Origin of the sequence: Brochothrix thermosphacta DSM 20171 = FSL F6-1036, assembly GCF_036884295.1 — a bacterium.
Classification (GTDB): Bacteria; Bacillota; Bacilli; order Lactobacillales; family Listeriaceae; genus Brochothrix; species Brochothrix thermosphacta.
The window spans coordinates 257610-281158 of the sequence record NZ_CP145608.1 but is presented as its reverse complement, the minus strand read 5'-3'; the positions used below and the strand labels follow the sequence as shown (position 1 = coordinate 281158).

Genomic DNA, 23549 nt, shown 5'->3' with positions numbered 1-23549 from the left:
AAATGTGAACGACAAAGACTATTTATTTAATCAACCGTTTAATCTTCATCAACCGGTTTGATTGAATCTTTAATTTCGATATCTAAATCTGTTGTGTATTCTTGGATTTGAGCATCTGTCCAGTTAAACAAACGTGCCATTTTAGCTATAACTGGTGCTTCCCATTTTTGAGCCCATTTTACGTTGAAGAACACAGCACCTGTACGTCTAATAAAGAAATCAACAGGTCGTACAACACTTTCATTTTCGATTGCATACATTAGTTGAGCATCAACCATTGGATCGATATCTGCTTCTTGTGATGCTTTAGCATAAGCATACAACGCATCAACGTTTGTACCATATTTGCTAGCTAAGAAATGACCTTCTTCTTCAGTAAGGTTAAAGTTAACTGCTTCTCTTGCTTTTTTAGCTACAAATGAATCGTAATTTTTAGAACCACCGAAGTCACCACCAGAAATTGGTAAGTGTTCTGTTTGGGTTTTTTCACTAAAGCCATGACCTGGCATACGTTTTACAGCAACGTCAACGATGTTCTCAGCCATTTTACGGTAACCAGTCAACTTACCACCTGCAATTGTTAAAAGACCACTCTCGCCTTCCCAAATCTCATCTTTACGTGAAATCTCTGATGGGTCTTTCCCTTTTTCAAAAATCAGCGGACGAACACCTGACCAGCTTGACTCAACGTCGTCTTTTGTAATGTTTACTTTAGGGAACATATAATGAATCGCTTCAATAATATAATCACGATCAGCTTTGTTTACTTTAGGGTGTAACTTATCTGCTTCATAAACAGTATCTGTAGTTCCAACATAAGTTTTGCCATCACGTGGAATCGCAAATACCATACGTTTATCGGGTGTATCGAAGTAGACGGCTTGTCGTAATGGGAAAACGGATTGATCAAACACAATGTGTACACCTTTTGTTAAACGCAATTGTTTATTGTTTTTAGCATAATCTTTTCCACGCACTTCATCTACCCAAGGTCCTGCAGCATTAACAACTTGTTTTGCTTTCACTTTATAAGCTTCACCTGTTTGAACATCAACAATATCTGCCCCAATGATTTGACGGTTGTCATCGTAAATGAAGTTGTTTGATTTAACATAGTTAATTGCTAACGCGCCTTTGGCAATCGCAGCTTTCATAACTTCAATTGTTAAACGTGCATCATCCGTACGATATTCAACATAATATCCTCCGCCTTTGAGGTTTTTATTTTTAACAAGTGGCTCTTTTTTCAATGTTTCAGTTGGCGACAACATTTTACGGCGTTCACCTTTTTTAACTTGTGCTAAGAAATCATATACTTTTAAACCAATTGATGTAGAGAACGAACCAAATGTTCCACCTTTATGGAATGGCAATAACATCCATTCTGGTGTCGTTACATGAGGACCATTTTCATAGACAATCGCACGCTCACGACCTACTTCAGCAACCACTCCAATTTGGAATTGTTTCAAGTAACGTAAACCACCATGTACTAATTTTGTCGAACGACTTGAAGTACCACCAGCAAAATCTTGCATTTCTACAACGGCAACTTTCAAGCCTCGTGTTGCACCATCAAGCGCAATACCAGCACCTGTAATACCGCCACCAATAACAAGAATATCAAATTCTTCGGTAGTCAATTGTTCTAATTTATTTTTGCGATCTAATCCTGAAAATGTTGTTGCCATGATTATCGTCTCCTTATATTTAAGTTTGGCCTTGAGTGAAGATATAAAAAAAGAGACTGCAACAGCGCTTAGTATCAAACTAAACTTGTGCAGTCTCTCGGAATCTCCGACCAATTTATTAACTTGACACAAGTGTATCACAAATTATCTATTTTTACAAGTATCCAGCTGAAGTAACAGCTTTCGTACACAAAAACGTTAAATTTAGTTACACGTTTTGCCTATTTGAAAACCTGTGTTGCTTTCACTGCTTTTTTCCATCCTTCATAAAGCAATTCTTCTTTTTCAGTACCTTCTACTGGCTCAAATTGTTTTTCTAAGCTCCAGTATTTTTGGATTTCTTCTTTATCTTTCCAGAATCCAACGGCCAATCCAGCTAAGAATGCAGCACCTAAAACAGTTGTTTCTTTGTTTTCAGGACGTTCCACCGGCACTTGTAACAAGTCGCTTTGGAATTGCATTAAGAAGTTGTTCGCACTCGCACCACCATCAACACGAAGCGTTTCTAATTTAATGCCTGAATCTTTTTCCATGCTATCAATAACATCACGTGTTTGATAAGCTAATGATTCTAGCGTCGCACGAATGAAATGTTCTTTCGTAGTTCCACGCGTTAAACCAAACACTGCCCCACGAGCTTCTGCATCCCAATAAGGTGCTCCTAAACCAACGAAGGCAGGTACAACATAAACACCTTCTGTTGAATCAACACGCGTTGCATAATCTTCAGTTTCAGGTGCTGTTTTAACCATACGCATACCGTCACGTAACCATTGTAAAGCTGATCCAGCAACGAAGATACTACCTTCAAGTGCATAGCTAACTTTCCCATCAATTCCCCACGCGAGCGTAGTTAACAAACCATTTTTAGACTTAATTGCTGCGTCTCCAGTGTTCATAAGCAAGAAGCCACCTGTGCCGTATGTGTTTTTACCCATACCTTTTTCAAAACAACCTTGACCAAATAACGCAGCTTGCTGGTCACCAGCAACGCCTGCAATCGGTGTTTCTTGTCCGAAGAAATGATAACCAATCGTTTTGCCGTATACATATGATGAGTCGTGTACTTCTGGTAACATTGATTCTGGCACGTTAAGCATTTCTAACAATTCGTTATCCCATTTTAAATCGTAAATATTATATAACAATGTACGACTTGCATTCGAATAATCTGTTACGTGTGCTTTACCGCCACTTAATTTCCAAATTAACCAAGTATCAATTGTTCCGAAAGCCAACTCGCCTTTTTCAGCGCGTTCTTGTGCCCCATCAACATGATCTAAAATCCAGCGTACTTTTGTTCCTGCAAAATAAGGATCGAGTAATAAACCAGTTTTATCCGTTACCATTTTTTCGTAACCTTTTTCTTTAAGGTCTGTACAAATATCCACTGTTTGACGTGATTGCCACACAATTGCATGATAGATTGGTTTACTTGTTTCACGATCCCAAACAACAGCTGTTTCACGCTGGTTTGTAATCCCAATACCTGCAATTTCTTGAGCGTTAACGCCTGTTTTAACTAAAACACCTGACATCGTTGCTAATACAGTACTCCAGATTTCATTGGCATCATGTTCTACCCAACCTGACTGCGGAAAATGTTGTGTGAATTCACGTTGCTCTGTTCCTAATACTTTACCTTCTTTATTCAAGATCATCGCACGTGTACTTGTTGTTCCTTGGTCTAATGCTAAGATATATTTTTTCTCCATAATGTTATTTCTCCTTTGTGTCGCTGTATTTTGAACCTGTAAACTTATAACTCTCTATGCTTGTTTTTTATCCATTGACATTGCGATGAATTCAAATACGATTAAGACCGCAACACTTACATATAACCAAACGCTAACGTTGTGGTTGATAATTGCATTATACGCTGTTGCAGCGATTGTTGCACCTAATATAGGACCTACAACGGGTACCCATGAGTATGCCCAATCAGATGAACCTTTTCCTGAGATTGGTAAAATAGCATGCATGATACGAGGACCTAAGTCACGGGCAGGGTTAATTGCATAACCGGTTGTTCCACCAAGAGCCATACCAATAACAACAATTAATGAACCAACGATTAATGGGTTTAATCCTGCACTAATTTCATTTGCTCCAATTGACATAATTCCAAATACTAATGCGAATGTACCTACTGTTTCACCAAATAAGTTTGATGTGTAGTGACGAATTGCTGGTCCAGTTGCAAATACGCCTAATTTAGCACCTTGATCTTTTGTTGCTTTCCAATGTGGGTAATAGTGTAACCAAACAATTGTTGCACCTAAAAAGGCACCGATAAATTGTCCACCAATATAAGCAGGTACGTTTGCCCAAGGGAATTCGCCTGCGAATGCTAAACCTAATGTTAAAGCTGGGTTTAAATGTGCTAAACTAAGATATCCTGAAACATAAGCTCCCATCGCTACTGCAAGACCCCAAGCAATTGTGATGACAACCCATCCTGCGTTGTTTGATTTTGTTTTATCTAAAACAACACCAGCGACAACACCTCCACCGAATAAAATCAAGATGAATGTCCCTAATATTTCCCCTACAAATTGTAACCCTAAACTTGTATCCATAATAATACCTCCTATTTATGTAATGAACGTAAGATCTGCCCTCTAGACAGATAACATGATATTGAGACGGTTTATTAAAAATTATTAAAAGCGCACTACTCATTATCACTCATACAAAAAAATCCGCGATGAAATACCCTAATAGTATAGGTTCTCTCCCGCAGATCTCAGTGTCTCATCACGTCTCCATTAACTTAACCTAAGTATAAATCACAATGAAAGCGTTGTCAATTGATTTTGACATATTTCAGACATATTTTATTGATATGTTCTTCTTTCACGATAATACCCGCTTTATACTACGAATAAAGATATTTACTTCGCTACATTACGCGCACTGCGTTTATTGACAATAACCAACACCAACGAACACACCACTCCAAATAAGGCGACGGCTGTTCCTATTTGAAATATTTTTTCATAGGCAACAACTGCTTCATACTTATCAATTATGGTCCCGTTGAGGTTATAAGCCCAAAAAACAGGGGCGTATGCAGCGAATGAACCAATACTCATTGATGAGCCCGAATACTCTTCCGGTATTTTTGATTCTGCGATTGGTGTTAATATAACAGACTTCGCTAAAAAGATTGAGAAAGAGAAGACCATTAAAAGCGCGATACTAATCCCCATCGTAGCTGGCGTTTTAGGAATCAACAAAGTGGTTAACAATGCTAAAAAGGTCATAAACAATGCAACAAACATCATTTTAGATGATGATTTAAAGACATAATCGGATAATGCTCCTGAAATAATACCTGCAACAACTCCCATTGCACCCGTGTTGATAATTCCAAAAAGCGCCGCTTGACTTCGGCTAATACCAAATACTGCTTGTAGATAAGGTACGGTGTATATCAAGTTGATATACGACCAATAAATCGTTAGTGCTGTAATTGAAGCGAGCCATACGGTCGGCATTTTAATTACTTCTAACATCCCTTTTAAAGCTTCAATTGATTTTTTCTTTTCAGGTGCTGTTTTTTCAGTTGCTGCAATACCGTTGACGGGCACATATTTAATAATGATAATAATAACTGGAATGATCAGTAGGTTATAAACCAGCATACCGCCTTTAAATACAGCGATACCTCCTATCAAAGCCATTACCGCAACGATTAATAAATTCATGAACATCTCAAGTGCACGCCTACCCGATTCTAAAATACCAAAGGCGACACCTTTATTATTTTCACCTGATAACAACACAACACCGTTAAGAACAGCAGGCCAAAAGAAGGCATCAACAAGTCCCCAAATAACAGCGACAATTTTCAACACTGTGAAGGTCGGTGTGAAAAAGATAATAATGCAGGTAGTAAGCATCCTTATCACCAAACCAACAATTAATATTGATTTGACTGAAAAGCGGTTATTAATCCAACCACCAGGAATATAAAAGAAAATTGAAATCCCTATCAAACTAAAAATAACACCTAATTGCGCATTATTCACTTGTAATATTTCTAATAATAAATCATAAAAAGTCCCTTTAAAAGCCTCAAACGACGAATATATTAATTGACCAGAAAGCACTACTGCTGAAAAACCTAAAAATTGTTCTTTTGTTTTAAAACCTAATTTCGCTCCTATTTTATTCATAAGACGTCACCACTGTTTTTTTAGCAACAAAATTTTCTGCATTATCCGTAAAAATGCCCTCTACGCCCCAATTAAATAACTCATTGGCGCGATCTTTCGTGTTAACTGTCCATACATTAAGATGATAGCCACGCTCTATAACAGTTTTTACCAATGATTGTGTTAAGCCGTCACTTTCTAGATGAACGTAGTTTGCGCCAACAGCATCAACAATGAGTGGCCAATCCTCATAAATAGTATGATTTTCAAATAAAATAGCGTATTCTAATTGCGGTTGTAAAGCTTTCATCTTCAATAACATCAATGGATTAAAACTCGAAACAATTACCTTAACCGCTGGGTTTATCAGTTGAATTGCATCCGATAACTGTTTTACTAAACTATCTGCCAAACGATTTCCTGCTGCTCCAGTCACTGCTTTCAATTCAATGTTTACATTCATTCGACTCTGGTTAATAAATGTTATCAACTCTTCGAGACGAGGAATACGTTCTCCTTTAAAAGAAGGGTCAAACCAAGAACCAGCATCTGCAATATCAACGATTTCAGAAGTTGCTTGATCTAGAGGACCACTTTGATTAGTTGTACGATCCAAATAATCATCATGAATAATAATGACTTGTTCGTCTTTCGTGATACTGACATCTGTTTCAAACCACTCAATTTGGTAGTCTTGCATTTTTTCAAATGCTGACAGTGTGTTTTCCGGGGCTAGTTGTGGCAGCCCTCGATGTGCAATTATTCTTCTCATGTTAACACTCCCCATTCTATTTTTTATTTTTCTATTAGGTACTTGTTAAGCATAGTATGGAAGAAACACTTTCAAAAAAAACAACGAAACTCATCCCTTACGTAAAGGAAAGTTTCGTTGTTCTCGGTTTTCTCAACACATAACTATTAACTTATAAATATAGTGTATATTTAATTGTAAGCGCTGTCAATCATTTTTCGTCATAAATTTGCCACAATTCATAATTAGATGTTGTGATTGCCGAAGCCCCTGCTGCTAAAGCGGCTTCTACTTCTTCTGCAGTATCAATTAAACCACCCGCAAATACAGGTTTACCTGTTTTTTCAATCACCATCTTAATTACTTTCGGTACGACACCGGGTAAAACTTCAACATAGTCGGGATCGGTTTTACTAATAATTTTTATACTGCGTTCCAATGCACTCGAGTCTAAGATAAATGCACGTTGGGTGGCAACAACACCTTTTTGTTTTGCTGCCATTACCACGCTACCTTTCGTCGAAATAATACCATATGGTTTTATTTTCTGGCACAAGTATTCTGTCCCTGCCTCATCTGTTTTTAATCCACTGATTAAATCTGCGTGTAAAAACATTTTTTTGCCTGAGCGATTGGCATAATCAACCAAGCTTTCCAACATATTAATATGGACATTTAAAATAACGCCGTATTCAAACGACGTTTTCAGCATTTTGTCAAAATCTTTCATAGAGCGTACAGCTGGTAATATCTTTTGATTATGAAACACGCTTGACACACTCCTTCTTTATTTAAATGCAATATCTTTCAATTCTTCCCCTGCTTTTAAACGATTAGCAATTTGATCGATTTTTCGTAGACGATGGTTAATACCCGATTTACTTATCGGTCCTGTCGATAACATTTCGCCTAATTCTGCTAAAGAAACATCTGGGTACTTGACGCGCAACTGCGCAATTTCACGTAATTTATCAGGCAGTGCCTCGACCGTCACTGTATTAGCAATGTATTTAATATTATCAATTTGACGAACAGCTGCACTAATTGTTTTGTTTAAATTCGCCGTTTCACAGTTGACTAACCGATTCACTGAATTTCGCATATCACGTAAGATGCGAATATCTTCAAAATGCATCAAGGCGACATGGGCACCTATTAAATTCAAGAAATCCGTGATTTTTTCAGCTTCTTTCAGATAGATAATATAACCTTTTTTGCGACTTAAAATCCGCGCATTTAGATCAAAGCGATTAAATAATTCACGCAAAGCTTCACCATGTTCCTGGTACACCGTCATAATTTCCATATGATACGATGCTTTATCTGGGTTATTAACTGAACCACTCGCTAAGAAAGCACCTCTTAAATACGCACGGGCATACAGCTGATTTGTATTTAAAAATAATGGGAGTTCATCCGAAAATATAAAGCCGCCTTCTGTGATGTTAAGGTCTGCCAATACTTTTGTTGCGTTTACTTTCAAACGCACAATATAAACATTGTTTTTTTTCAACTGCATTTTTTTACGCACTAATAATTCTATTGGCAGATTATAGACTTGTTTCAATAACGAATAGATACGACGTGCAATCGCTGCGTTTTCCGTTTGTATGTTCACGACACTGATACCGTTTGAAATTGATAACGTACCATTCATACGAATAATAGCAGATAACTCTGCGCGCGCTTCTTCATTAGAAACACTTAACTGCGTAATTTCTTTTTTTGTATCCGATGCAAAAGACATCACACTAACCTCTTTCTTTAAGAATGACGACTTTTATCAATCAAGGCAATTAATCTTTCAACCACACGCTCGGCATCATGACGAACAAAACCGTCTGACGTATCAAGGTAGTCATCAAAAATTGGCGCGACTTCTTGGTCTTCCATTCCTTTAATATTCGAATCTACTTGCGTGACACCTTCTGGGAAAATAAGGGCTGGTGCAACTGTTTTTTCATTAACCAATACATGATCAATAAATTTTTCACCTACATGTTCGTGTAATATTCTCACATGATCGGCATCTGAAAAACCTTCCGTTTCACCCAATTGTGTAAGAATGTTACAGACATAAACTTTTTGAGCTTTTGATGATATCACTGCTTGCGCGATATCATGAACTAATAAATTCGGTAAAATGCTGGTATATAAACTTCCCGGTCCAAACGCAATTAAATCTGCTTCTTTGATGGCATCAACAACTCGCTGTGATGCGCGTGCATCATCAGGAACAATTTCCAGCTGCTCTATTGGTTTACGAACTTTTGGTATATTAGATTCTCCAACAACAACACTGCCATCCGTCATTTTCGCTTGGAGTTGCAGAGGAATTGTTGTTGCTGGCAACACCACACCTTTAACATTCAAAATATTGCTAAGATCCGCAATTGCTTCCAAAGCATCGCCATGCATATCTGCTAAAGCTGCTAATAGTAGATTTCCTACCACATGCCCTTTTAATTCGCCTTCATTTTGAAACCGATATTGAAAGACGCGCGCAATACTACTTTCACTTTCTGATAAAGCAGATAATGCATTACGAATATCGCCTGGTGGAATAACATCTATTTGTTTTCTTATTTTACCTGAGCTACCACCATCGTCTCCAACAGTTATCACTGCAGTAATATCTAAATAATGCTTACGTAGTACTCTTAAAATGACTGGTAACCCTGTACCGCCACCTATAATTACAATTCGTCTTTTTCTCATATCATTCACCATGTCTCTCTTTGTTATCAATAAAATGACACACCCGGCTCTTAATTATATAATACCACATTCTCTTAGTTTAAAGTGGATTTAATAAACAAAAAAAGAACAATACTGACAGCTACGCTATTTCCTGTGAAAAGAACTTTTAATAACAACGTTACTACGCAAAAAAACAGCCTCACTTTTCGTGTGACTGTAATGAATAGAGGAATACTACTTTTTTATGGAAAGGTACTTTTTTATAGAATGGTACTCGCTTGCTTCAAGGTTTGGTACTCTCTGTCGCTGCGTCCCATACTACTCTCGTAAATCGAATAAATTCGCAACGATATTAGCAACCATACTACCCTCGTAAGCGAATAAATTTGCAACGGTAATAGCAACGGTGTCAACAGCCCTTACTTAAATAATTTACCTTTATTTTCATCTAAATACTCGAATTTGGCGTCTAGTTCCTCACTGTCTGTAATCTTATCTGTTATATTAGTTACCTTGCCTTTACCAACTATTAAAACACTTGGAACACGATCAATTTTCAAGTGTTTAATTTTATCATCAAAGTCTGCTTCCTGTCTGTCTTTCGTCGTATTGTAATAATAAACGATAAAATCATTATTATAAGCAACTACGGCTATTTCAGGTTTGAATTTTTGACAAGTGGGGCAATCTTCCCGTCCAACATAAACCAAGCGATTATGATCGCTTTCCTTTTCTAATTCTTTTAATTCATCCCATGTAATTTCTTTTATATTTTGTGTTTCTATTGTTCTATCTTGATTTGCTAAAATTTGGTCATAGTTGGGTGGAAAAAAACAAGCACACTAATACTTGTAGCAAGAATTACAATCGTACAAAACATAAACCACTGCTTTTTGAAGAATGGAAATGCTGTCGCTATCAATATTATAAATGAAAATAGAAAACTAAATGTTTGTACTAAATTATAGATATTTAAGTAGGTACTTCCGATTATAATAAAATCCGTTTTATATACTAACACATACCAATACGCTATAGAAACTAATAGCGTTAATATCGCGATTATCCTTAAACTCATTATGTTTATTTTCATATAGCAACACCCTACTTTGGATTACAGCCATTTGCGACTGTCATTAAATAGTTTTTCACAGGTCTCTTAGGTTCTAAGTTAAAGGCTGATTTCCCCCAAACAAAATTAAAATGACACATATATTGATTCTTCATCCCAGTTGTTTTTTCCCAATGCTTACTGTTTTTATATTTATTATACACCTTATTCCAAGAATCTTTTGCAACGGCATTGGACAATACTACAAATGGTAAAGAAAAAGAAAACGCGCCTGATGCTCTTAATTTTGCTTTAGGAACCAATGAAAGACTTCTATTATATTTACCTTTACCTCGAACTATCCACTTACCGCTAGAAAAATATGTTGTAAATGTTGTTGGATCTGCGATGACTGGATAAACAACTTCATCCGTTACTTTAATAACTTGTTTAACTGTATTGTTTTCATTTATTTGATAGTATGTTTCAACATCCTTACCATTAGCATCTTTAGCCCAAGGAATATCTAAAGCCGCTAATGTTTCACCCGCTTTATCGTAAATCAGAATCGAACCATCTGTTTTACCTTCTCCATCTTTAGACAACTCAAGGTGCGATATATTATCTGCATCATATTTAACTTCAAATGTATTGGGTGCCTCTTTATTTTCCATCACATAGGTGTGCCTTAGGCCTCCATCGAACGCATCTATACCTAAACTCGTGTTTTTTGTTTCATAAACAACGGTATCCTCGGCTGAAATCGTCTCATTTTGCTTTTCGTCAAGATTCACCTGCATACTGAGTGATTGACCTTCTTCATTATCACTTAAGATAGCGGGTTCTTCCATATCTTTAGGTATCGTTACTTGCGATTCATCTGTTTCAGCAATAAATCGTTCGTTTTTTTCTTCAATTGCTACATTTACCAATGGTTGGGGTGATAGCTCATCGACTATCCCCTTTTCAAACAACACTGTTCCGTCTTCGCTTGCCTGTACCTCACTATTCATCATAACAACATTCGTCAAGATTAAAGTGGTACATAATAAAGTAATCACTATTTTTTTCATTTTTCTACCCCTTTTTCTACTACTATTATTTATTCAATAGCGTAAGTATTATTCCAAAAATACTTACGACAATATTATAGCTTTTTTTATAAGCTTAAAATTGTTTTAAAAAGGGATTTCTGACCTTAAAATACAAATAAAAAAAAGCAGCAAACCACGATACGATGGATTACTACTTTTCTTCAGTCTGACAGCCCTAAAAGATAGCCGCATAAATAACTAATTCTACTGATTTTCGAATAAAAACACTATCCTGACAAAGAATGTCAAAATAGTGTTTTCTCACATTTAATCCGTTCTGAACGGGTTTAACGTTATTTTCATTAATTATTTGCAGTTTCTGCTACACGTTCTTCCAATTCTTCAAGGTATTTCAACACGAATTGTCCAGCAATTCCGCCATCGGCTGCTGCAGTAACAATTTGACGTAAGTTTGTATCACGTGCGTCACCGGCTGCAAAGATACCTGGAATTTCTGTTTCCATGTTTGCATTTGTTTTAATGTAACCTTCTTCATTTAAGATACCTAAATCTTTAAATGGTTCTGTTAACGGGATAATCCCAACATAAACGAATACACCTGAAGCATTTATTTCTTGAGTGGTGTCATCTGTCGTACTTTCAAGAACAACTGATGATACTTTTTTATCATCACCTTTGATTTCTTTAATCGTATGATTCCATACGAAATCTACTTTTTCGTTATCAAAGGCACGTTTTTGAATAAGTGGTGATGCGCGCAATTTATCACGACGATGAACGATTGTTACTTTGCTTGCGAAACGCGTTAAGTAAGTTCCTTCTTCGACAGCAGAGTCTCCACCACCGACAACAATCAATTCTTGATCTTTGAAAAAGGCACCATCACATACTGCACAATATGATACACCACGTCCACTATAATCATCTTCACCCGCAACATCAGCTTTACGGTGTTCTGCACCTGTTGCAATAATAACTGCACGTGCTTTAAATGATTTTTTACCTGCTGTTACAATTTTATAAGTATCGTGATCTTCGATACCTTTAATATCGCCATAGGCATATTCAGCACCAAATTGTTTAGCACCATCCATCATTTTTGTTGATAAGTCTGGCCCCGTAATATTACCAAAACCAGGATAGTTTTCAACTTCTGCAGTGTTAACCATTTGACCGCCTGGCACACCACGTTCAATCATTAATGTACTTAATTCTGAACGAGAAGCATAAAGTGCCGCAGCCATTCCCGCTGGTCCTGCACCAATAATAATAACATCATATACTTTTTCTTCGGTTGACATAGTCATCCTCCTCTTAAACTTCATATCTCTATACTAATTATTTCTAGTGGATGCGTCTATTTATATGCTTGTATTTTCTTTATATATTTATTTAACTGCCCTTGCGTAACACCAAAACGTTTTATCAGTGTTCTTTTGGTTAATTTATCTGCCATCTTTTGCTGATTTTCATGAAATAATGCCGCAACTAAAGCTTCTTGGTCTTCTTCCTGACAGATAATACCTTTTTCTGTTTGCTCAGTTGTAAATCTGAACAAAAGCTTATAGACATCAATTGTTTCACGTGTAACTTTACAACCTTCTGCACTCAAAGCTAAAGCAACTTGTTTGGTGAAACCACCATTTTTATAAGCCAATGTTTGCTTTGAATTAGTTATTATAGAAGCATCTGCATAAAAGCCTTTTTCCATTTCCGTGAAAAAGCCAGGTGTAAAATGATACGAAAACAATAAAGCTTCCACTTTGTTTTTCGTCAAATGAACCAGCATCAACGCCATTAAACGGTCTGCTTGTTCTGTGCTGTTCAGCAGTGAAAACATTAGTTGAGCATCCGCCTCAATTATATTGTCATCACTCATTTCACGCCAAATATTAGCATAGGGTTCGGTCGTATCATAGTTACCGAATTGTTGCCAATAATAATCTGCCAACGCTTGATTTCCAGAATAAAAAGCTGCTTTAGAAGCATAAAAATAAAATTTGCGATGTGCACCAATATTTTCATTTAATTTTGTGAAAATAGCCAGAGCATCCTCATAATCTTTCGCCAACGTTTTAACAATCGCATATTGCAACTGCTCATGGCTTGTAAATGGATAAATTGCTTCCAACTGTGTCACGTAACTTTGAAACAACTGCCAATCACCGCTGTAATACGCTGAAATTGCCCGATGACATCGTGCTAAATAATGACCTTCGTATGCTGTTTCAACACCAGCAATCAGTGCCTCTGCTTCGGATTTTCGATTGTTCCGATAATATAATACACTTAATTCTAGTGCATATATCGGCAAGGTTTCTGTCAACATTGCCGTTTCCAAGTAACGGACGGCTTTATCCACATAACCTTCTTTCACATAACTTTCGACTTGATCTACAACTGCTTGTTGTTGTCTCTCCAACGGCGTGCTCTCTCTAACGAGTGGTTTAACTGCTTCATCTTGTTGCTCCGCTTCAAACCGTTCCTCTAAAACCGCAACTAATTCTCGGGCAGGCCCTGCATATTCACCACGTGGCTTCTCTTGAAGATAACGTCTTGAATAGTAGATTGCCTGTTTGAAATTTGCCAAATAGGCATAGTTATTCGCCATAAAATAATAAAAATAAGGTTTATACTCTATTTTTAATGCGTCACTTAGTAGCTCGTTTGATTTTTCACATTCACCATTTTCAGTGTAACAGATTGCAAGTTGGCAGATGATCAACGTGTTTTTAGGGGCTAACCCTGCTGCACGCGTTAAATATTTAATCGCTGCCGGCAAGTCACTCTGTTCAAAAGCTTTCGTACCTTTAGAAAAATAAAATTCGGGCGTAGGATTTAAAAAATGTATTCGCGTTGAATCTGATTCAGGCATATCTGCACTCCTTTCACTTCTCTTATTTCCGTATGTAAGTATATCATATTTTACCCTCTGCAACAGACGAACAAACGCCAATAAAAAGATAAAACAGGGAACCTACTACAGCAGAGCTATATACCTGTTATTAATTTTAGACTCTTTATTTTTTATAGGTAATATTTAAAAATTTGACTTGTATATAATCAGACAATCCTTGTGCACCATTTTCTCTACCGAAACCAGAATGTTTCACGCCACCAAACGGTGTTTGTGGATATGAGATATTGATTGAATTGACACCAACCATACCATATTGTAAACGGCGTCCAACTTCAGCGATACGACCAATATCATTCGTATAGAAGTAACTTGCTAAACCGTACAGTGTATCGTTAGCCGCTTCAATCACTTCATCATCTTCATTAAATGTAATAATCGGTAATACCGGGCCAAAGGTTTCTTCATAGAAAATAGCCATTTCCTTTGTAATACCTGTTATCACAGTTGGTTTGTAAAAATAACCATCGTCAAACTCAGCACCGGTTAAACGTTCACCACCGCTAAGAATTTTTGCACCTTTTCCTTTAGCATCATCAAGTTGCTTATCAATTTTTTCAATCGCATCTTCACGAATAAGTGGACCTGCGCTGGCATTTTCATCTAAACCGTTAGCGATTTTAACTTGCTCTACTGCAGACACTAATTTTTCAGTGAATGTCGCTTGAATTGATTCATGAACAAAAATACGATTTGGAGATGTGCACACCTGACCGTTATTTCTAAACTTAGCCGCTACTAAATCAGCGACTACTTTATCCACATTTGCATCTTCAAACACGATAAACGGCGCATGACCACCCAGTTCCAATGATAGTTTTTTAACCGTATCTGCTGATTGCGCAAATAACATTTTACCCACTGCAGTCGAACCAGTAAACGTTAATTTACGCACACGATTGTCTGCGGTTAGTACACCACCAATTGCTTTTGCATCACCTGTTACAATGTTTACAACACCAGCAGGCAATCCAATTTTATCAAACAACGCCATTAATGCAAGCGCTGATAACGGTGTTTCTGGCGATGGTTTTAGTACCACTGTATTCCCTACAGCAATTGCAGGTGCCATTTTACGTGTAATCATTGCCGATGGGAAATTCCATGGCGTAATTGCTGCGACGACACCCAAAGGTTCATGTTGCACAAGTAAGAGTTCTCCAGTTGGCCCTGGAATTGTTTCACCTTTCAAACGTTTCACTTCTTCTGCGTTCCAATCCAGACAAGCGGCACCAGATAAAATTTCCGCTTCGGCTTGATTTAATGGTTTCCCTTGTTCAATGGTCATCACGACCGCTAAATCTTTTGCTGCACCACGAATTGCGTCAGCCATTTTATGTAACCACGCGCCACGTTCATCGGCTGTTAAACCAGACCATTTCGGAAAAGCCTTTTCAGCTGCTGTAATCGCTTGTTCGGTTTCTTTTTCACCCGCATTTGCTACATGAGCAATCACTTGCCCTGTTGCTGGGTTAATTACTTCTGTCTGTTTTCCACCATCAGCTTCTTGCCATTGGCCATTAATAAATAACCCTTTCGGGACTTCCTCTATCAGCGTTTCGATTTTAGTTTTATCCATTAAAAACACCCTCCTCTGATTGATGATTCACTCTAATTGTAACACTTTGAACAAAACAACTAAATGAATCCAACCTATAGAAACCACCCTACAATTTAAAAAAAGCCCACAGAATATCTCTGGGGCTTGAGCTGAAAATAATTCTATGATCGTTCATCAGAAAAGCTTCATCTTATTATCCGCCTATAAAAATCAACGGTTGATAAATAGAAAGCACGTCTGTCTAAAGATAATTTTCAGTACAGTTGTAAAGAAAATAGTGAATTAAATAGTGGTATTAGCGTTCAGCATCTTTGTAGTAAGGCAAGTTTTTGTTCGTCAAACGACGATACACCCATAAACCAATGCCACCAAGTACTAATAACAACGCTAATACTTGCGATACACGTAAATCTGCTCCAAAAATATCGAGCATTAAACTATCTGTTCGCATTCCTTCGATAAAGAAACGTCCAAATGAGTACCAAATCACATAACTAATAAATACTTCACCGCTTTTGAGTGGTAACAAGCGACGGATCACCAACAAGACGATAAAACCGACAATGCTCCAAAGTGATTCATAAAGGAAAGTTGGGTGGTGATAAACGCCCTCAATGTTCATTTGGTTAATTATAAACGTTGGCAAGTGTAGACCTTCTAAATAAGTACGCGATACGGCTTCTCCATATGCCTCTTGATTCATAAAGTTTCCCCAACGACCGATTGCCTGGGCAATAATCAGGGATGGTGCTGCAATATCAACAATTTGCCAAAAAGAAATTTTCTTAATACGCGTAAAGATAATAGCAGTCACAACAGCTCCGATTAAAGCGCCGTATATAGCGATACCGCCTTCCCAAATCTTGATGATATCTCCTGGATGCTGACTGTAGTATGACCATTCAAAGGCCACGTAATATATACGAGCCGATATAATTGCCAGTGGGATTGCCCAAATAAGTAAATCAATAAATTTTTCATGATCAAAATTTTGTCTTTTAGCTTCAGGAATCGTTAATAAAAAAGCAATGACTACTGCTGATGCAATAATAATGCCGTACCAATGAATAGCTAATCCACCAATTTGTAATGCAATTGGATTAAGTGGTTCTGTCATAATTTCACCTCGTTAGTGTTTAACTGATTATTAGTTATTGTTATTTTTACTTTGGATTTCTTGTGTTAGACTGTCTGTAAATTTACGCGCCGCATTATTTCCCAGTTGTTTCAAACGGAAATTCATACAGGCAACTTCGATGATGACAGCAAGGTTTCGTCCTGGACGTACAGGCACTGTAATTTTAGGAACTTGAACATCGCAAATCCCCGTCGTATGTTCTTCTAAGCCCACACGATCGTATTGTTTTTGTGCATCCCATAATTCTAATTCAATCACCAATGAGATTTTTTTATCTGGTCGTACTGAACCCGCACCAAACAGATCCATCACATTGATGATACCTAAACCACGAATTTCCAAAAGGTGTTCAATTAACTTAGGTGAACGACCAATTAAAGTAATGCCATCAAGTTGACGGATTTCAACTGAATCATCAGCCACCAAACGATGACCTCTCTGAACCAATTCCAATGCCGTTTCACTTTTGCCTACACCCGAGTTTCCACGAATGAGAACACCCACACCATAAATATCAACAAGTACACCATGCATAGTTGATATAGGTGCCAACTCAGTTTCTAAAAAGTTCGTAATATACACTGATAAACGCGTTGTTTTCAGTTTTGAACTTAAAACGGGAATACCACGTTCATTGGCAATATCTACTAATTCTTGTGGTGCCGGTAAGCTACGCGCAATGACAAACGCGGGAGTGCGCGGCGTACATAATTTATCAAATAGCACTGTTTTTTCAGCGCTTGTCAAATTTTCTAAATAGGATGTTTCAGCCATCCCAAATAATTGAATACGGTCTTCTGGGTAGTAGTTCATAAAACCCGATAATTCAAGGCCTGGACGTGATAAATCACTGACTTGTACCTCATGATTTAACCCTTTTTCTCCTGCTAATAATTTAAAATCCATGTTTTCATATAAGGCTTCTACAGTTACACTTGGTTCTACCATAATTTACGGCTCAACGATACTTCGTTGAAACCTGTCACCTCTTTCGCTCTTTTTCTCTAGTTTACCATTTGTTGAGCTTTCTGACTAATGACAGCGTTACATTAATAGCAAAAAAAGCAGTGGACCGCTTATGCGATTCACTGCTTCAGACTGAAGACAAACACTCATTTAGGTCGTTACACCTTGCTTATAGTGCCTGCTTACTAATCTTGCAGAAGTCTGCTTACTGTTAACCTTCTTTTCTAAACGCCGAACTGATTGCCATATTTACAATTGTCATCGCAATTGCGATTAGAAGAGCGATACCAAAGGTATCGATATGGAAAGCACTGCTACCTACGATTTTTGATGTCAATTGTAATAAAAACGCATTAATAACAAAGGTGAAAAAACCGAGTGTTAAAAAGTTAATTGGCAGTGTTAGTATAATTAAAATTGGTTTTAGTAATATATTTAGCACTGCTAGAACAAAGCTTGCACCAAGTGCAACCCATATCGATGCCACATGGAAACTTTGAGTGAATCCTGCAATGGCGATAAACACGATGGCATTAATAACAATCCCACTTAACCATTTCATATTGCTCACTCCTTTTTATCTTTTACCATGATTTATTGGCTTCGTCTTCTGTACTTGAACGATATGTATTGCCTGCCGTTTCATCAGGTAATACAAAGTATAACACAATGTAGATAAGTAATAATGTTCCAAAGCTAAACAAGGCGCCAATAGCAAAGATTAGACGTACAATCGTTGCATCAATATTAAAATAAGCTGCTAAGCCACCACATACACCTGCTAGTTTACGATCACTACGTGATTTAGTTAATTTTTTACTCATATTTGTCACTCTCCTATATTCTATATTCTTCTATTTGAACATTACCGGCTGAACTATCACACACCAGTGTAATGTTACCTGGTGATACAGGCATTTTACTAAAGATGGTATGTTTTTTCACTTTATCTTTCTCGTCTTGTAAAATATCAAAATCCGAGAGATTTAATTGAATCTTACCAAAGTTCGAACGGATATCGCCATCAATACCGATGTCATTAGGTACAGCAACTTTAATTGTACCTGCCGTTGTGCGGATCTTCGCTTCTTCTGTATCAATACCTTCAATGCGGGCATTAATCAAACCGTTTTTAGTTTGTAATTCAACTTGTTTAGAATCACCTGTGTAATGAATCGGCCCGTTAACAGTAGTCATTTCAATTTGACGCAATGTTGCTTTATCAATGCGTAATTCACCATTAACTGATTGAATTTCTGCATCTGTCGCATCCAATTTACCTATAATAATGTTGCCGTTCGTTGATTTTGCTAATAAATCATTACAGCTAAGTTCACTAATAGAAATATTACCATTCAAGCTTTTAACTGAAATCAGATCATATTTACCCGCTGGTAATTGTAAAACAACATCCACACGGATCCCTTTCGAAGGTGATTTAAACACAAAATTATCGTCATCATTTTGTAAACTTGTTTGTTTGAAAAAGTAACTTTCCATATCTTCTTGTTTAATTGGTTTATAGTTTTGCGCTTTGACAAAAAGATGGATGTCTTCATTATCACTTTCAACAACCTCAACATGCCCATTAAAAACATCGAGTGTAATATTAGAAGCAGTTGGTTTGTTATATACAAAATGACGTTCTAAGCGAGCTGATTTCAGAAAAGGTACCGCCACTTCTTTCAATTGTTTGAATGCATCATTCATGAAACTACCAATTTGGTCACCCATACGATTCCAGTCAGTACCTTCGGACGTTTCTTTTGTAGATTGTTCTTTATGTTGCTCCCATTCATTGGAATCATTACGTTTATATTGTGATTGAGCTTTTTCATTTTGCGGTTCCGTACGCTTATTTTGCTCTTGGTTTTGTGAATCTGTACGGTTCACTTTTTCTTCAGCAACAGTTGCGCCCTCTTTTTTAGCCATATTCTCTAATAAAACAAGCGCTTCTTCTGTCGTAATTACACCTTGTTTCACAAATTCTAAAATTCGTTTTCTTTCATTCTCCATTATAATCGCCCCTGTCTGCCTCTATTTATTATGAGAGGTCTTCTCTCTTATATCTCTATTATCAAGCACAACAGCTTTTTTGTCATAGGACCTAAGGTTGATTTTCGTATCGGACTTGCTACTGTCATTGTTGCGAAGACATGAGCTTACAATGACAGTATGGGACGGAAATTGTGCCAGCAATTGAGTACCAATCCTTCATTTAATGACATTGTAGCGGATTTATCCGCTTTACGAGAACAGTATGGGACGGAGATTGCGGCAGCAATTGAGTACCAATCCTTCATTTAATGACATCGTAGCAGATTTATCCGCTTTACGAGAACAGTATGGGACGGAGATTGCGTAAGCAATTGAGTACCAATCCTTCATTTAATGACATCGTAGCAGATTTATCCGCTTTACGAGAACAGTATGGGACGGAGATTGCGTAAGCAATTGAGTACCAATCCTTTGCTAACACCGTTGCAAATTCATTTGCTTATGATGTCAATTGAGCATCCTTCCATCCATCGTACATCATCCCTTAACTATTTTTTAGTGTCGCGTTCCAATTATATCCTCAAGGTGAAAAATAGCCAGCTATAAAAATTTACCTACTCCCTAAATGATAGCGCCCAAACAAAAAAACGTGCTGAGAAGCTGACTTCTCAACACGTTATGATTCAATTTATTTCGCTTTAGCTTTTTTCACTGTGGCACTCACGCGTGCCTTATCACGTTCTAGTACTTCTTTTAAATATTTACCTGTATATGATTCAGGGACTTTACAAATTTCTTCCGGTGTCCCAACTGCGATTACTTGTCCACCGCCAGCTCCACCTTCTGGTCCCAAATCAATGATATTATCGGCTTGTTTAATCACATCAAGATTATGCTCAATCACCAACACCGTATCACCATTATCGACTAAACGCTGCATCACTGTTAATAAACGCTTGATATCATCAGCATGCAAACCTGTTGTCGGTTCATCTAAGATATAGAATGATTTACCAGCCGAACGTTTATGTAGCTCTGAGGCTAATTTAACACGTTGTGCTTCACCACCCGATAAAGTTGTCGCTGGTTGACCTAGACGAACATAACCTAAACCAACATCAACGATTGTTCTTAACTTACGTTCGATGCGCGGCACATTTTGGAAAAATTCAACGCCTTCTTCAATCGTCATATTCAATATATCACTAATATTTTTACCGCGATAATGAATATCGAGCGTCTCACTGTTGTAACGTTTACCGTGACAAACTTCACAAGGGACATACACATCTGGCAAGAAATGCATCTCAATTTTAATAATACCATCGCCACGACAAGCTTCACAGCGACCACCTTTCACATTAAAACTAAAACGACCTTTTTTATAGCCACGTACTTTCGCTTCATTTGTCGCGGTGAATAAATCACGAATGTCATCAAATACACCTGTATACGTCGCTGGGTTCGAACGTGGTGTTCGACCAATAGGCGATTGATTAATATCAATTATTTTCTCAATGTGTTCCATACCTGTGATCTTTTTATGTTTACCAGGTTTAACATTCGCACGATTGACATGACGCGATAATGCTTTACGCACAATTTCATTCACAATAGTACTTTTACCAGAACCCGAGACACCGGTTACTGTTGTAAAGGTATTTAATGGGACTGTAAAATCAATATTCTTCAAATTGTTTTCTGTTGCCCCGGTTACTTTTAAGAAGTTACCGTTACCTTTACGTCTTTCTGTTGGAACCGTAATAAACTTTTTACCGTTTAAATATTGCCCGGTTAATGACTTGCGGTTCTTCATGACTTTTTCTGGCGTTCCAGCAGCAACAATTTCACCACCATGTTCACCCGCACCAGGGCCAACATCAATTAAATAATCGGCAGCCATCATCGTATCTTCATCATGTTCAACGACAATTAATGTGTTTCCGATGTCACGCATTTCTTTCAATGCATCAATCAAACGCGCGTTATCACGCTGATGTAACCCGATAGAAGGCTCATCTAAGATATAAAGAACACCTGTCAATTTTGAACCGATTTGAGTTGCCAAACGAATACGTTGGGCTTCCCCACCTGATAATGTTCCTGCTGTACGCGCTAAAGTTAAGTACTCCAAACCGACGTTATCAAGAAAACCTAAACGGTTACAAATTTCTTTAACGATGGGTTCTGCTATTTGAGCGTCTTGTGCACCTAAAGTAAGTGCTTCAACCCATTTAACCGAATCAACAATTGCCAATTCACAAATTTCACCAATATGGCGTCCTGCAATTTTAACTGAACGCGCTTTTTCATTAAGACGGTAACCAGAACACGCTTTACACGGTTGTTCTGCCATATAACCCATCATTGTATCACGCACAAAATCAGAATTTGTTTCTTTGTAACGACGCTCAATATTTGTCATCACACCTTCAAACGGAATATCAACATCTTTGGTATTCCCAAAATCGTTGGTGTAATGAAAATGGAATAAGCGCTCACCAGAACCGTTTAATAACAGCTGTTGATCATCCGCACTTAAGTCCGCAAACGGTGTATCCATATCGATATTAAAATCGTGACACGCACTTGCTAACATTTGTGGGTAATATTTTGAACTGATTGGATTCCATGCGACAAACGCACCTTCATTAAGTGTTTTCTGCATATCAGGTATCACTAACTCGATATCCGCTTTTAATGTTCTTCCTAACCCATCACATGTTTCACATGATCCGTATGGTGCATTGAAAGAAAACAGTCTAGGTTCAAGTTCCCCAACGTTAAAACCACAATAAGGACACGCATAATGTTCACTAAAGAGTAGTTCCTCACTCTCAGCGACATCAATGACTGCATAACCATCTGCTAAACGTAAAGCGGCTTCCAATGAATCTGACAAACGTGTTTCGATGCCTTCTTTTACAACAATACGGTCAATAATAATATCAATATTATGTTTTTTATTTTTTTCCAACGTAATCTCATCTGAGACATCATAAAGCTCCCCATCAACACGGACACGAACATAACCTTCTTTTTTGATATCTTGTAAGAGCTTTTTATGTTCACCTTTTTTTCCACGAACAAGCGGTGATAATATTTGAATACGTGAGCGTTCTGGCAAAGCCATAATACGTTCAACCATTTTCTCAATCGTTTGCGCTTTAATTTCGATATTGTGATTTGGACAAATAGGATGGCCGACACGTGCATAAAGCAAACGTAAATAATCATTAATTTCAGTTACTGTCCCGACTGTTGAACGCGGATTATGGCTCGTCGTTTTTTGATCGATTGAAATCGCAGGCGATAAGCCTTCGATTGTATCCACATCAGGTTTATCCATTTGACCTAAAAATTGACGTGCGTATGCCGACAATGATTCAACATAACGACGTTGTCCCTCAGCGTATAGCGTGTCAAATGCTAACGATGATTTACCAGAGCCTGATAGCCCAGTGATCACTACTAATTTATCGCGCGGAATTACCACATCGATATTCTTTAAGTTATTAACGCGTGCGCCTTGCACACTGATTTCATTTTTTCTCACCATTT

At 37.5% G+C, this 23549-nt stretch carries 20 protein-coding genes; 1 reads left to right on the top strand and 19 read right to left on the bottom strand.

Annotated features, from left to right (window positions below; genetic code table 11):
• Positions 1 to 38: 38 nt before the first annotated feature.
• The 18 genes from V6S17_RS01370 to V6S17_RS01285 form a co-directional block, all read right to left on the bottom strand.
• Complete coding sequence (locus V6S17_RS01370; protein ID WP_029090817.1) at positions 39 to 1691, bottom strand: glycerol-3-phosphate dehydrogenase/oxidase; 1653 nt, start codon at positions 1689 to 1691, stop codon at positions 39 to 41.
• Between the two features lie 221 nt (positions 1692 to 1912).
• On the bottom strand, positions 1913 to 3406 hold the full coding sequence (gene glpK / locus V6S17_RS01365; protein WP_029090818.1) for a glycerol kinase GlpK: 1494 nt from the start codon (positions 3404 to 3406) through the stop codon (positions 1913 to 1915).
• 54 nt (positions 3407 to 3460) lie between these two features.
• Positions 3461 to 4273 carry an MIP/aquaporin family protein gene (locus tag V6S17_RS01360; RefSeq protein WP_029090819.1) on the bottom strand — a complete coding sequence of 271 codons (813 nt, stop codon included), beginning with the start codon at positions 4271 to 4273 and terminating at the stop codon, positions 3461 to 3463.
• A gap of 312 nt (positions 4274 to 4585) precedes the next feature.
• Positions 4586 to 5872 (bottom strand): MFS transporter, encoded by a 1287-nt coding sequence (locus tag V6S17_RS01355; RefSeq protein ID WP_029090820.1) that lies wholly within the window; start codon positions 5870 to 5872, stop codon positions 4586 to 4588.
• Positions 5865 to 6623 (bottom strand): glycerophosphodiester phosphodiesterase family protein, encoded by a 759-nt coding sequence (locus V6S17_RS01350; protein WP_029090821.1) that lies wholly within the window; start codon positions 6621 to 6623, stop codon positions 5865 to 5867. The genes V6S17_RS01355 and V6S17_RS01350 overlap by 8 nt, the downstream gene beginning before the upstream one ends.
• Positions 6624 to 6813: 190 nt before the next feature.
• Complete coding sequence (locus tag V6S17_RS01345; RefSeq protein ID WP_036026841.1) at positions 6814 to 7371, bottom strand: glycerol-3-phosphate responsive antiterminator; 558 nt, start codon at positions 7369 to 7371, stop codon at positions 6814 to 6816.
• An 18-nt stretch (positions 7372 to 7389) separates the two neighbouring features.
• Complete coding sequence (gene whiA, locus V6S17_RS01340; RefSeq protein WP_029090823.1) at positions 7390 to 8349, bottom strand: DNA-binding protein WhiA; 960 nt, start codon at positions 8347 to 8349, stop codon at positions 7390 to 7392.
• 17 nt (positions 8350 to 8366) lie between these two features.
• Positions 8367 to 9329 (bottom strand): gluconeogenesis factor YvcK family protein, encoded by a 963-nt coding sequence (locus tag V6S17_RS01335; protein ID WP_036026843.1) that lies wholly within the window; start codon positions 9327 to 9329, stop codon positions 8367 to 8369.
• A 392-nt stretch (positions 9330 to 9721) separates the two neighbouring features.
• The gene (locus V6S17_RS01330; protein WP_029090825.1) at positions 9722 to 10012 is read right to left on the bottom strand and encodes a thioredoxin family protein; all 291 of its coding nucleotides are present in this window, start codon (positions 10010 to 10012) and stop codon (positions 9722 to 9724) included.
• Between the two features lie 394 nt (positions 10013 to 10406).
• On the bottom strand, positions 10407 to 11426 hold the full coding sequence (locus V6S17_RS01325; RefSeq protein ID WP_051457154.1) for a DUF2599 domain-containing protein: 1020 nt from the start codon (positions 11424 to 11426) through the stop codon (positions 10407 to 10409).
• Positions 11427 to 11749: 323 nt separating this feature from the next.
• Positions 11750 to 12709, bottom strand: coding sequence for a thioredoxin-disulfide reductase (trxB, locus tag V6S17_RS01320; RefSeq protein ID WP_029090827.1), 960 nt, complete (start codon positions 12707 to 12709; stop codon positions 11750 to 11752).
• 56 nt (positions 12710 to 12765) lie between these two features.
• Positions 12766 to 14283: a tetratricopeptide repeat protein gene (locus tag V6S17_RS01315; protein ID WP_029090828.1), complete on the bottom strand. Its 1518-nt coding sequence runs from the start codon at positions 14281 to 14283 to the stop codon at positions 12766 to 12768.
• Between the two features lie 145 nt (positions 14284 to 14428).
• Positions 14429 to 15904 (bottom strand): NAD-dependent succinate-semialdehyde dehydrogenase, encoded by a 1476-nt coding sequence (locus V6S17_RS01310; protein ID WP_029090829.1) that lies wholly within the window; start codon positions 15902 to 15904, stop codon positions 14429 to 14431.
• A gap of 277 nt (positions 15905 to 16181) precedes the next feature.
• Complete coding sequence (gene lgt, locus V6S17_RS01305; RefSeq protein ID WP_029090830.1) at positions 16182 to 17003, bottom strand: prolipoprotein diacylglyceryl transferase; 822 nt, start codon at positions 17001 to 17003, stop codon at positions 16182 to 16184.
• A 30-nt stretch (positions 17004 to 17033) separates the two neighbouring features.
• Positions 17034 to 17972 (bottom strand): HPr(Ser) kinase/phosphatase, encoded by a 939-nt coding sequence (gene hprK / locus V6S17_RS01300; RefSeq protein ID WP_036026849.1) that lies wholly within the window; start codon positions 17970 to 17972, stop codon positions 17034 to 17036.
• A gap of 229 nt (positions 17973 to 18201) precedes the next feature.
• Entirely contained in the window at positions 18202 to 18552 is a 351-nt protein-coding gene (locus V6S17_RS01295; protein ID WP_029090832.1) for a phage holin family protein, read from the bottom strand.
• A 22-nt stretch (positions 18553 to 18574) separates the two neighbouring features.
• The gene (locus tag V6S17_RS01290; RefSeq protein ID WP_029090833.1) at positions 18575 to 18814 is read right to left on the bottom strand and encodes a PspC domain-containing protein; all 240 of its coding nucleotides are present in this window, start codon (positions 18812 to 18814) and stop codon (positions 18575 to 18577) included.
• Positions 18815 to 18827: 13 nt separating this feature from the next.
• Entirely contained in the window at positions 18828 to 20006 is a 1179-nt protein-coding gene (locus V6S17_RS01285; RefSeq protein WP_029090834.1) for a DUF4097 family beta strand repeat-containing protein, read from the bottom strand.
• Between the two features lie 159 nt (positions 20007 to 20165).
• Between V6S17_RS01285 and V6S17_RS01280 the strand changes: the two genes are divergently transcribed.
• On the top strand, positions 20166 to 20297 hold the full coding sequence (locus V6S17_RS01280; RefSeq protein WP_280512790.1) for a hypothetical protein: 132 nt from the start codon (positions 20166 to 20168) through the stop codon (positions 20295 to 20297).
• 379 nt (positions 20298 to 20676) lie between these two features.
• Here the strand turns inward: V6S17_RS01280 and uvrA are convergent, their stop codons facing one another.
• Positions 20677 to 23544, bottom strand: coding sequence for an excinuclease ABC subunit UvrA (gene uvrA, locus V6S17_RS01275; protein WP_029090835.1), 2868 nt, complete (start codon positions 23542 to 23544; stop codon positions 20677 to 20679).
• Positions 23545 to 23549: the final 5 nt, after the last annotated feature.

What these genes read in the sequence shown, in the direction of transcription:
- V6S17_RS01370 (WP_029090817.1), bottom strand. Translation starts at nt 1,691, where the DNA reads ATGGCAACAACATTTTCAGGATTAGATCGCAAAAATAAATTAGAACAA.
- glpK (WP_029090818.1), bottom strand. Translation starts at nt 3,406, where the DNA reads ATGGAGAAAAAATATATCTTAGCATTAGACCAAGGAACAACAAGTACA.
- V6S17_RS01355 (WP_029090820.1), bottom strand. Translation starts at nt 5,872, where the DNA reads ATGAATAAAATAGGAGCGAAATTAGGTTTTAAAACAAAAGAACAATTT.
- V6S17_RS01350 (WP_029090821.1), bottom strand. Translation starts at nt 6,623, where the DNA reads ATGAGAAGAATAATTGCACATCGAGGGCTGCCACAACTAGCCCCGGAA.
- whiA (WP_029090823.1), bottom strand. Translation starts at nt 8,349, where the DNA reads ATGTCTTTTGCATCGGATACAAAAAAAGAAATTACGCAGTTAAGTGTT.
- V6S17_RS01325 (WP_051457154.1), bottom strand. Translation starts at nt 11,426, where the DNA reads ATGAAAAAAATAGTGATTACTTTATTATGTACCACTTTAATCTTGACG.
- trxB (WP_029090827.1), bottom strand. Translation starts at nt 12,709, where the DNA reads ATGTCAACCGAAGAAAAAGTATATGATGTTATTATTATTGGTGCAGGA.
- V6S17_RS01315 (WP_029090828.1), bottom strand. Translation starts at nt 14,283, where the DNA reads ATGCCTGAATCAGATTCAACGCGAATACATTTTTTAAATCCTACGCCC.
- V6S17_RS01310 (WP_029090829.1), bottom strand. Translation starts at nt 15,904, where the DNA reads ATGGATAAAACTAAAATCGAAACGCTGATAGAGGAAGTCCCGAAAGGG.
- lgt (WP_029090830.1), bottom strand. Translation starts at nt 17,003, where the DNA reads ATGACAGAACCACTTAATCCAATTGCATTACAAATTGGTGGATTAGCT.
- hprK (WP_036026849.1), bottom strand. Translation starts at nt 17,972, where the DNA reads ATGGTAGAACCAAGTGTAACTGTAGAAGCCTTATATGAAAACATGGAT.
- V6S17_RS01295 (WP_029090832.1), bottom strand. Translation starts at nt 18,552, where the DNA reads ATGAAATGGTTAAGTGGGATTGTTATTAATGCCATCGTGTTTATCGCC.
- V6S17_RS01290 (WP_029090833.1), bottom strand. Translation starts at nt 18,814, where the DNA reads ATGAGTAAAAAATTAACTAAATCACGTAGTGATCGTAAACTAGCAGGT.
- V6S17_RS01285 (WP_029090834.1), bottom strand. Translation starts at nt 20,006, where the DNA reads ATGGAGAATGAAAGAAAACGAATTTTAGAATTTGTGAAACAAGGTGTA.
- V6S17_RS01280 (WP_280512790.1), top strand. Translation starts at nt 20,166, where the DNA reads ATGGGACGGAAATTGTGCCAGCAATTGAGTACCAATCCTTCATTTAAT.